The sequence below is a fragment of the Proteiniphilum sp. UBA1028 genome (assembly GCF_002316955.1).
Lineage (GTDB): Bacteria > Bacteroidota > Bacteroidia > Bacteroidales > Dysgonomonadaceae > Proteiniphilum.
On the sequence record NZ_DCEN01000047.1, the window covers coordinates 23,355 to 34,621 of the forward strand.

The 11,267-nt window shown below is 48.7% G+C and carries 6 protein-coding genes and 1 pseudogene; all 7 read left to right on the forward strand.

Translation table 11 applies throughout. From position 1 onward, the window contains the following. Nucleotides 1-1,775, forward strand: a 1,775-nt coding sequence (locus tag B3Z75_RS08220; RefSeq protein ID WP_294069906.1) for a cation-translocating P-type ATPase, incomplete at its 5' end; no start/stop codon positions are given. Between the two features lie 149 nt (nt 1,776-1,924). After that, nucleotides 1,925-6,301, forward strand: a complete 4,377-nt coding sequence (locus B3Z75_RS08225) for a two-component regulator propeller domain-containing protein (protein ID WP_294069910.1) — start codon at nt 1,925-1,927, stop codon at nt 6,299-6,301. A gap of 44 nt (nt 6,302-6,345) precedes the next feature. Further along, nucleotides 6,346-9,474, forward strand: a complete 3,129-nt coding sequence (locus tag B3Z75_RS08230; protein ID WP_294069913.1) for a DUF6298 domain-containing protein — start codon at nt 6,346-6,348, stop codon at nt 9,472-9,474. Between the two features lie 111 nt (nt 9,475-9,585). Beyond that, on the forward strand, nt 9,586-10,167 hold the full coding sequence (locus B3Z75_RS08235; protein ID WP_294069955.1) for an RNA polymerase sigma factor: 582 nt from the start codon (nt 9,586-9,588) through the stop codon (nt 10,165-10,167). A gap of 51 nt (nt 10,168-10,218) precedes the next feature. Beyond that, on the forward strand, nt 10,219-10,470 hold the full coding sequence (locus tag B3Z75_RS08240) for a hypothetical protein (protein ID WP_294069917.1): 252 nt from the start codon (nt 10,219-10,221) through the stop codon (nt 10,468-10,470). Nucleotides 10,471-10,695: 225 nt separating this feature from the next. Then, the gene (locus B3Z75_RS08245) at nt 10,696-10,950 is read left to right on the forward strand and encodes an OadG family protein (protein WP_294069927.1); all 255 of its coding nucleotides are present in this window, start codon (nt 10,696-10,698) and stop codon (nt 10,948-10,950) included. 15 nt (nt 10,951-10,965) lie between these two features. After that, nucleotides 10,966-11,267 (forward strand): annotated as a pseudogene (locus tag B3Z75_RS08250) (oxaloacetate decarboxylase); the annotation flags it as partial.

The following is an 11,267-nucleotide window of genomic DNA, read 5'->3' on the forward strand; positions in this document are numbered from 1 at the left end:
TGGCTATTGGTGTGCAGCGACTGGTAAAGCTGAATGCCATTGTGCGCACGCTGCCGTCGGTGGAAACGCTGGGAAGCACTACGGTGATTTGTTCCGATAAAACCGGGACACTGACCCAAAACAGGATGACCGTGGTGGAGGGATGGAGTGGTGGCAAACGGATCGATTTTCGCAATGCTCCCCCGTCGGAGGAGCTGGATAGCGATGAGACCCTGTTGCTGGAGGTCGCCCTGCTTTGTACCGACGCCCATTTGAAGATGCTGAACGACGGAAAACATGAAACTGCCGGCGACCCCACCGAGACCGCCATTGTCGATGTGGCACTCGGGCTCGGAATGAACAGGCTGACGCTGGAGGAGCGTTTTCCCCGCGTGGGGGAGGTGCCTTTTGACTCCGATAGAAAACGGATGTCTACCCTGAACAGGATGGGAGATGGGACTTTTCGTATCAACGTGAAGGGTGGCCTGGACGAAGTGCTGGATGTCACGTCGCAGATTGTTGTTCACGGAAAAATCCGCCCTGTTACCGAAGAAGACCGTGAAACAATCAAAGAAGTTAACCACCGGATGGCTCAATCGGCCCTGCGGGTGCTGGCGGTGGCTTACAAAGAGATGAGTGCTGTTCCCGCGGAAGTGAGTGCCGGGACGGTGGAGAAAGAGCTTGTGTTTGTGGGGCTTCTTGGGATGATCGACCCCGCGCGCCCCGAGGTGGTGGAGGCGGTGAAGAAATGCCGTACGGCCGGCATACGCCCCGTGATGATCACGGGCGACCATAAGGTGACGGCTGTAGCCATTGCTTCAGAGATTGGGATATACCGGGAGGGGCACAAGGCCATCACCGGATCCAGCCTGGAGGAGATGTCGCAGGATACGCTTGACCACACTGTGCAGGATTACTCGGTTTACGCAAGAGTGGCTCCCGAACACAAGGTGCGCATCGTGCAGGCATGGCAGACACAGGGAGATATTGTGGCGATGACGGGGGACGGCGTGAACGATGCGCCTGCGCTTAAGCAGGCCGATATTGGTGTATCAATGGGTATCGTGGGTACGGAAGTTGCCAAGGATGCCTCCGACGTGATCCTCGCGGACGATAACTTCGCCACCATTGTCGGCGCCGTGGAGGAGGGTCGTCGTATTTACGACAACATCCTGAAAGCAATTCAGTTCCTGCTCTCGGCCAATGTGGGGGAGGTACTGCTGATCTTTGTTGCCTCCATTTTTAATATGGGCAATCCACTGTCGCCCATCCTCATCCTGTGGATTAACCTGGTGACAGATAGCCTGCCGGCACTGGCGTTGAGCATGGACCCGGCCGAGAGTGACATCATGACCCGCCAGCCGCGGGATCCCAAAAAGGGATTCTTTTCGAAGGGAATGATCTGGCGTATTTTTTACCAGGGGGCCACCATCGGGATTATTTCGCTGGCAGCTTATATTGTGGGTTACCGGGATGGCGGACAGCCATTGGGGCAGACCATGGCATTTGCCGTGCTGGGCTTCTCACAGCTGTTACACGTGCGTAACCTGCACTCAAACAAACTTTCCTCTTTCCGCACAAGCTTGCTGAGCAACAAATCGCTGTTGGGTTCCATCTTCTTGTCGGCGCTGCTGTTGCTGGTGGTACTGCTTACTCCCGGTATGATGCAGATCTTCGGGGTGGTAGTGATGGATTACACCCATTGGCTCTATGTGGGCGGGTTGTCGTTAATGCCAATTGCTATAGTGGAGCTGGTGAAGCTGGCAAAGCTGAACCATTCCCGGGATGAGTATTGACCGGTTTCCTTGCTATTTTATCCGCGATGCTTGGATTCCTCCGGTTTTTCATTTATGTTTGCAAGCCGGGTTCCGCCATGAAAGAAGGGAATCCTGTGCTGCGGCTCTATATGCTCTTTTGCAAGAGCATTTTTTTTCAGAGGAATAACATGAAGAAGCTGATTTTTCTTTCTCTCAACCTCCTTTGGTTCTCTTTTTTATGGGGGAATGAGGATATTATTGTCGGGCACTATTCCACCGTCGACGGCCTGGCCCACGAAACTGTACACTGTGTGTTGCAGTCAAGTGATGGTTTTCTCTGGATTGGCACCTGGCATGGGTTATGCAGTTTCGATGGTAAGGAATTCAGAACTTACAACAATCGCAGCAAATATCAGGCAGACATACCTCCCCGGAAGATCCAGGATATCATGGAAGACCGGTATGGCAACCTGTGGATTAAAACCACAGATCACAAGTTGTATATCTTCGACAAGAAGAACGAGCAGTTTCATGCTATCTTCAACTGGTTGCCCCGAGGATTTTCCCTGAATGCGCAAATCATCAAGATCGAGGAAACAAAAAAAGGCGACTTCCTGCTGCTTACCAAAAATAAAGATTTACTGCTGGCTTCCCCGGCACCCGGTCACCTGGTGGATATCGTCTTGCTGTACAAATCGGATAATAAGGATGGTGATTCCCGGTTGAAGCGGAACATATTTTACGAAGATGGCGGTCATCTCAATTGGATCGGCATGGACTTTTCAATCTTCTCCTGTCGTAAAGGCGAGCTGTTGAAGAAAAAATCACCCCACCATGTGCACGAATTGCTTCAGACGCTTTCCGGTGATGTAACTTTCACCTGTTTTTATGAGAAGAACGACACTTTGTGGATTGCTAACAGGAAAGGAGAAATATTTGGCATTCTTCCCGACAACGGTGAGATCATTGTAAACCGCTCTTTGCAGGGATACGGTGAAATTCAGGATATGATCCTGGACGACCGCAACCGCTTGTATGCGGCTGTTGGTAACACAGGTGTTTACAGGGTTGATCTGCAAGGCAAAAGGGCAGAAAAGATCATTGCACCGCCGACGAACGTAGTTCGTTCATTCTCCGATTATTCCGGCCTGCTTTGGTTCATCACGGACAATCACCGTGTTATCGCCTATCATCCGATCAGTGAAGCATCGAAAACATTCACGTTTGCCGGGGAGCAGCAGGTGAACGAGTCCGTGAGCTGGCAGGATGGGAAGGAGCTGGGGATGTTTTTTCTTACCACCTCCGGAAAGGTGTATCGTGTGGAACGGGAGAGCCTGGAAATGGAAGAGCTGGATATTGCTTCCAACAACGTTGCCAGTCAGCCCCTGAAGTTCTCGAATCTCCTGTTTGACGGCAAGGGAATTCTGTGGCTTACCTCCTACGAAAATGGTATCTTTCAGGTAAGTTTTCCCGGGGATCCTTTTTACCTGATCAACCCCCTCCTCGGGTTTGGTCACCGTGTGCAGTCGGAAGAGGAATATACTGCCATCAAAGCGTTATTCAAAAGCAGCAACGGCGACATTTGGGTCGGAAACAGACAGGCGGAAGTGTTTCAATTTGACCGGAATGGTACGCTAAAAAATAAATTCTCCCCCTCAAACAACTACATTGGTAATGTTTATCATATTATGGAGGATAGGAACGGAATCCTTTGGTTTTCAACCAAAGGGCAGGGTCTGGTAAGTGCCGTACCGGATGAGCGTAGACCCTCCGGATATCTCTTTCGCAAATACACGCACGACCCTTTCAATTCAAACTCCATCAGCAGCAACGATGTCTATTATACATTTCAGGACAGCAAAGGGCGTGTGTGGGTGGCTACTTTTGGCGGAGGACTGAACTTGTTGCAGGAAGAACAGGGGCACCTTCTCTTCCGGCATAAATACAATTCATTCTCCCGCTATCCCGAATATGGACAGTACACCGAGGTGAGGGCAATCACCGAAGATGAGGGGGGACGGATCTGGGTAGGCACAAGCGACGGACTGATGTCTTTCGATGGAAACTATTCCCTGGCAAAGGATATACTATTTGAAACCTACCAAAATGATGCAAACTTCAGCAACAATGATGTCTACAACCTCTATAGGGACAGGCGTGGAACCATCTGGGTAAGTATCTTTGGCATGGGGCTCAACAGGCTGATACAGTATGATAGCGTAAAAAGAAAACCTGTTTTTGAATCTTTCGGTACAGGCAGCGGCATCAACAGCGAAGTCATTCTGTCCATCATCGAAGATGATCATGCCAATCTGTGGCTATCAACCGAAAAGGGGGTCTCCCGGTTTAATCCTTCTACCAAAACGTTCCGCAACTTCGATAAAAATGACGGCCTTCCCGACTATGCGATGGAGGAGTCGAGCGCATTGAAGCTTGAAGATGGTGTCATTGGCTTTGGCAGCAGGGAGGGTATTGTGACCTTCGATCCCAGAAGCATCTTGGATAATCACTTCAACTACCCCACCTATATTGTGGACATGACCGTATCCAACAAAAACTACGATATCTGGAGCAGCGACAGCATTTCGGTCAAGTACGTGGAAAAAGTGACGTTGAAGCACCACCAGTCCATGTTCTCCATTGAGTTCGCCGCCCTGAATTATTACACCCAAAGCCACGTACGGTACGAATATATTCTTGAGGGATACGAAAAAGAGTGGCACGTGGCAGATAAAAACAGGATTGCATCCTACACAAATGTACCCCCGGGGAGTTATCTTTTTCGGGTAAAGACAAAAGACGATACCAATCCGAGGTTGTCTTCGGGGCAGACCTTGCAAATAAGGATACTGCCTCCCTGGTGGAAGTCCACCTGGGCGTACGTTGTTTATGCAATTCTGGCGCTCGCCCTGCTTTATACCATATTGCGATTTGTGGCCTTGATGATTAAAATGAAGAACGATGTCTACATCGAGCATAAGCTGTCGGAACTGAAGATCAAGTTTTTCACGAATGTTTCCCACGAGCTGCGGACACCTCTTACGCTGATAAAGGGGCCGATTCAGGAGTTGAAAGAAAACGAACAGTTCACCGAAAAGGGGAAGCAGTATATAAGCCTGATGGAAAACAACACCAATCACATGCTCGAACTGGTGAACCAGATCCTGGATTTTCGAAAAATTGAAAATAAAAAGATGCGCCTGCATGTTTCGCCGATAAATCTGAATGCAGTCATCAAGTCGTTCTACGATGAGTTTTCCGTGCTTGCCGCAGAGAATGCCATTAGTTATGATTATCATTTGCTTGAGGACGATCTCGTTGTATGGGGTGACAAAGACAAGCTGGAAACGGTGATCAGGAATATTCTGTCCAACGCCTTCAAGTTTACTCCGGTAGGGGGAAGTGTATTGCTTACCTGCGGTGCAGAAAAGGAGAGTCTTCGTTGTTTTGTGCGGGTAGAAGACAGTGGCATAGGGATTGCACAGAACAAGCTGGGTGAAATATTTGAACGTTTTTCCCAAAATGCCCTATACCAGGGAACCGGAATCGGGCTGGCGCTGGCTAAAGAACTGATGACCCTCCACGGCGGTACCATAAAGGTGGAGAGTGCAGAAAACAAAGGCTCTGTTTTTACCATAGAGTGGCCTTTGGGTAAAGAGCACTACAAGGAGTCGGAAGTAGACTTTTATATGTGTGACATCATTGAGGGGACGCCTGCTGACGAAACAACCGAATCATCACCGGTGGTTGCCGGTGTGGAGATGGGAGACGACCGGTCGCACTTCTCTTCTCTCCTGTTGATTGAAGACAACAAGTCGTTGTGCAACATGCTTAAATTGCAGCTTGAGGACAGGTTCAACGTTGATACAGCCTACGACGGTGTGGAGGGATTGAAGAAGGTGCATCTCTATCATCCCGACATCGTCATTACGGATCAGATGATGCCCAAAGTAAGCGGATTGGAATTGTTGGAGCAGATTCGAAATGATTTTCAGATTAGTCATATTCCGGTGATTATTCTCACTGCGAAAGACGACGACGACTTCCGGATCCGGTCCATCCGTCTGGGGGCAAATGCATATATCACCAAGCCTTTCAATAAGAAGCACCTGATCGCACGGATTGATCAGTTGCTGAATGAGCAGAAAATATTCCGGGAAAAATTGTGGAATAGGGACAAGACACCGGTCTCGCAGCAGGATGATTACGGCGAGTTCCTGATGAAGAAAGATGTGGAGTTTATCGAAAATGTGAGCCGGATCATCGAAGAAAATGTGGACAACAGCGACTTCAATATCGATGCGATTGCCGCAACGATGAACATCAGCCGGTCGGCCTTCTTCAAAAAACTGAAAAGCATTACCGGGTTAGCTCCGGTCGATTTCGTGAAAGAGATCAGGCTCAGTAAATCGGTAGAACTGATCAAAGGTACCGACATGTCTGTCTCCGAGATTGCTTTTGCTGTGGGATTCAAGGACTCGGGGTATTTTGGGAAATGCTTCAAAAAGAAATACAAGCTCTCACCGCGTGAATATGTAAACGAGTACCGGAATGTTTCTGTGTGATTACAAAACGTCCTTTTGTTCGTCCAAAGCTAAAGAATATATCCATGAGACTGTCGTTGCCTCTTTGTTTTAAACTTCCGGCCCTGGTGGGATGCTGGTTGTTGCCCCTCTGCCTCTTTTCGCAAGATCCGTCCCTCCTGCTTCGTGAGGGTAAAATAATGTATGTGGCGGACAGTCTCGGAAACAGGGTACTCGATTTTTCCTATTGCGGATACAGTAGCTCTGAAAAAGATATTCCCACCATTGCAAACGAAATTTTTGTTCCCTTCGTGGAGGGCGATGCCACCGAAATGATCCAGCGGGCGATCCGTTACGTGGAGTCGTTACCTCTAAACGAGGAAGGATTCAGGGGGGCTGTGTTGCTGGACAAGGGAACTTTTACCGTGAATGGTTCGTTGTTTCTGACCCGGTCGGGCGTGGTACTGAGAGGAAGCGGGCTGAACGCGACTGTTTTGCGAAAAACAGGAGTTGGCCGCGAGGCAATGGTCTACGTGGAGGGCGTTGACGACCTGACCGTAACCGATACCTTGTCCATTGTTTCGGACTACATTCCTGTTAACTCCCGGCTGTTGGCCGCAGGCGATGTTTTCCGGTTGAAGGAGGGCGATCACGTCATGATTTACAGGCCTTCCACAAAAGAATGGATTGAGCGGCTGGGCTGCGATCATTTTGGCGGTGGCATTACATACCTGGGTTGGAAGCCGGGAGAGATGGATGTCTGTTGGGACAGGGAAATTGTAAAAGTAGAAGGCAACACCGTAGAGATTGATGCGCCGCTGACCATGGCACTGGATGCCGCAGAGGCAAACTCCCGAATTTTGCGCTATTCCTGGCCCGGAAGGATATCGAATGTGGGGATAGAGGGGCTTTCCATCGTATCGGACTACGACACGAACAATCCAAAGGACGAAGACCATTGCTGGACGGGCATCTCCATAGACCATGCCACCGACTGCTGGGTAAGGATGGTAGGCTTCGAACATCTGGCCGGCAGCGCAGTAATCCTTCAGCCCGGCAGCTCCAACGTCACCGTGGAAGACTGTATTTCCGGGAATCCTGTTTCCGAGATCGGGGGAATGAGGAGAAGTACCTTTCTGACGATGGGCCAGCTGAACCTGTTTCAGCGATGTTATTCGGAAGAGGGCATGCATGATTTTGGGGCAGGCTATCTGGCTGCAGGTCCCAATGCATTTGTTCAGTGTGAAACGAAGAATTCTTATGATTACAGTGGGGCCATCGATAGCTGGGCATGCGGTCTGTTGTTCGATATTGTGAATGTTGACGGGAACGATCTGGTATTTAAAAATATCGGGCAAGACAACAATGGGGGAGGCTGGACCACCGCCAACAGCCTGTTTTGGCAATGCACAGCCGCGGAAATAGCTTGTTATTCGCCCGATGCAGCGAATAGAAACAGGGCGTACGGATGCTGGGCGCAATTTTCGGGCGACGGGGAGTGGAGCGAATCGAATAATCACCTTCATCCCAGAAGTTTCTTTTATGCACAGCTGTCGGATCGTTTGGGAGTCGATTTTTCAGGAAGAGCGAGGCTCCTGCCCGTCAATACGAGTGCTACCAGTAGTCCCACCGTGGAACAGGCGATGGCACTGACAAAAGAAGCGTCGGAGCCCCGGCTCACCCTGAAGCAGTGGATCATGGAAAGCGCCGGTAACACGGCCTCCCGCGCACCCGGACTGCTGTCGGTACTTCAATTGAAAGAGCACGGAGACAGCGGAAAGGTGAGAGCTAACCAGGCCTCTGCTATTGTAGATGGGAAAATAAGTTTCGGCGATCGTTTGTTGACGGGGGGAACAACCGGTGTTTCCTGGTGGAGCGGGAAGCTGCGGGCAACTCAGATTGCCAAGGCAACGCCTCACATTACCCGTTTTGTACCCGGGCGCGAAGGCACCGGGCTGACCGACAGGATCGACTCCGTGGTTGCAACCATGAAGAACCATGGTCTCGCGGTGCTTGATCACAATTATGGGTTGTGGTATGACAGGCGCCGGGACGATCATGAGCGGGTAAAAAGAAAAAACGGTGACGTCTGGGGTCCGTTCTACGAACAACCTTTTGCCAGGAGCGGGAGGGAGTTTGCCTGGGATGGGCTCTCGAAGTACGATCTGACAAAGCCCAATGCCTGGTACTGGTCCCGGTTGCAGGAGTTTGCCCGGAAAGGATCGGCCGAGGGCATCCTGTTGTTTCACCAGCATTATTTTCAACACAACATCATTGAGGCGGGTGCTCATTGGGTGGACTTCCCATGGCGTACTGCAAACAACGTGAACGAATCCGGATTCCCGGAACCTGTTCCCTTTGCCGGAGACAAACGTATTTTTATGTCCGGATTGTTTTACGATGTGGACAATGAAAAACGAAGGGAATTGCACAAAAACTATATCCGGCAATGCCTGAATGCTCTGGCAGAAGAAGAGAATGTGGTGCATCTGACCAGTGCCGAGTTTACCGGTCCGCTTCGCTTTGTAGAGTTCTGGCTCGATGTGGTTGCGGAATGGGAGAAAGAAACCGGAAAAGATGCACTCATTGCGCTAAGTGCAACAAAAGATGTGCAGGATGCCATTCTGGACGATCCCGTCCGTTCGGAGGTGGTGGACATCATTGATATCCGTTACTGGCATTATAAAGACGGGGGTGAGCTTTATGCTCCTGAAGGCGGTAAACATATGGCACCCCGTCAGTTTGCGCGGCAGATGAAAGTGGGACAGGTCTCTTTTGAAGATGTATACAGGGCAGTGAGTGAATACCGGCAAAAGCAGCCCGGTAAAGCTGTTACCTACTATGCCCAGAAATACCCCGAGATGGCGTGGGCGATCTTCATGGCGGGAGGATCCCTTCCCGGCATACCGCCCGTCGACGATCCCGGCTTTCTAAAGGATGCCTTGCAGATGGATGTTATGCACCAAAGAGAACTTCCTGCAGATTACTATGCACTGGAAAAAACTGGTATCGGAAAGATCATTTATTTCCGCAGGAGCAGCGACCGGTGTGTAGTATCTCTTCCCCCCGGAACGTATCGTGTAAAAATAATTGACGCCGTTACCGGTAAGGTTACGTCACGGGAGCAACGGATTGACGCGAAGGATCAATACGTTGTGAATTCCCCTCGGGAAAAGGAGCTGTATTGGTTCCAAAAGACCGACACAGCGAAGTAGATGTTGTAGAACATGTTTGTCAGTTTTTTCCACTCTAATACCAATAATTACCAATCGCCGGGTGAAATATCCTATAAGTTTGTGAGCAACAAAATTATTTTTATTTCATCCATGACATCGCAGATAAATCGTAATACGGAAAATTTGACAGAGGAGAAATTAACCCTCCTTTTTCACGAATATCAGACAGGCAGCGTTGAAGCATTTAATAGTTTGTATGATCATTATGTGAACATGCTTTTTAATTTCGGCTGTAAGCTTACCGGCGACAAGGAATTACTGAAAGATTGCATCCAGGATGTGTTCATCAAGATGTACCATAACCGGTCAAATCTTGAAAATGTACTGAATTTTAAATCTTATCTTTTTGTCTCACTGAAAAACAAGCTGTGCGACGAATTAAGAAAAACAAATTATCTTTCCGATCAACCTATTGAAGATTATCATCCTGTTTCCGAAAGAGATATCGAAAGTGAGTATATAGAGGAGGAGAAGACAGTGTTCCGACACCGAAAAATATCCTCGTTATTAGATGAACTCTCCGCCAGGCAGCGCGAAGCCATTACGCTCTATTATCTGGAGGAAAAAAAATACGAAGATATCTGTGTGATGATGGACATAAGCTATCAGTCTTTAAGAAATCTGATATACAGAGGATTGTCGAAATTAAGAAATGTAGTTGTTCCGGTGTGAAAAATTGAGTACAAAGAAAAAGGTGTTACGTCTTCTCCATATATAAACAACATGGTGGACACAGACGAACTTGAGATAAAAAAACTATTACTCGACACCCGCTTTCTGGAAGCTGTGTTGAGCAAGTCCGCCTCTTTATTCGAATGGAAAATCTATGTGGCGGCCAACTACCCTGACAAAATAGGAATTACAGAAAAGGCACGTGATATAATTTTGTGTTTGAACAAAGACAAAGAAGAACTGTCCGACGATGAGTTTTACACTCTTAAATCCAGTATTCTACGCTCACTTCCCCAACAATAGCCTTTTCTTCCTCTTTAGCCAGTAACAGGCACATTCGTTGTCAGTTTCCCAAAAAAGAATCAAAATAATGTTTGCACTGCACATTTTGTCCGTTTTCGTGCATGCAATTGAATATTTTTTGTATTTTTGAATTTCAGAAATTGCATTCTTGTGTTAATTCCGTCTGTTTCTTTTCAGTCAGGTTATCGGGTTATCATTGTGCGATTGTAAATATAACGAATACATATGGAAAATTTAAGCGAGGCGCTGGGCCTTTTACTTATTGGTATGATCATGGTGATCATTGTGCTTTGGCTGGTGGTAGGACTCGGAAACCTGGTCATCTATTTCACCAACAGGTTTATACAGGATGAAAAAACACCGGGAAGCTCCAGCCGCTCCGGTAACCGGGCACATCCCAAAAAGCTGGCTGCCATTGTGGCTGCTGTAGATGTGATTACTCATGGGAAAGGAAAGGTCGATACGATTCAGAAGAAGTAAATAAAAAAAACATATATGGCCAGAGAAATAAAATTCAGTCTTTTATACAGAGACATGTGGCAGTCATCGGGGAAGTATGTTCCCACGGTGGAGCAGCTTACCGAAGTAGCCCCCGCAATTGTCGAGATGGGGTGTTTTGCGCGAGTGGAAACCAATGGCGGCGGGTTTGAACAGATCAACCTGTTGTTCGGTGAAAATCCCAACACGGCTGTCCGTCAGTGGACCAAGCCTTTTCATGAGGCAGGTATTCAAACACACATGCTGGAGCGTGGATTGAACGGCATACGGATGACACCGGTACCTGCCGATGTACGCCG

Excerpts from the sequence above, each read along its gene's own strand:
- B3Z75_RS08230 (WP_294069913.1), top strand. The coding sequence starts at position 6,346 with ATGAGACTGTCGTTGCCTCTTTGTTTTAAACTTCCGGCCCTGGTGGGA.
- B3Z75_RS08235 (WP_294069955.1), top strand. The coding sequence starts at position 9,586 with ATGACATCGCAGATAAATCGTAATACGGAAAATTTGACAGAGGAGAAA.
- B3Z75_RS08240 (WP_294069917.1), top strand. The coding sequence starts at position 10,219 with ATGGTGGACACAGACGAACTTGAGATAAAAAAACTATTACTCGACACC.
- B3Z75_RS08245 (WP_294069927.1), top strand. The coding sequence starts at position 10,696 with ATGGAAAATTTAAGCGAGGCGCTGGGCCTTTTACTTATTGGTATGATC.
- B3Z75_RS08225 (WP_294069910.1), top strand. The coding sequence starts at position 1,925 with ATGAAGAAGCTGATTTTTCTTTCTCTCAACCTCCTTTGGTTCTCTTTT.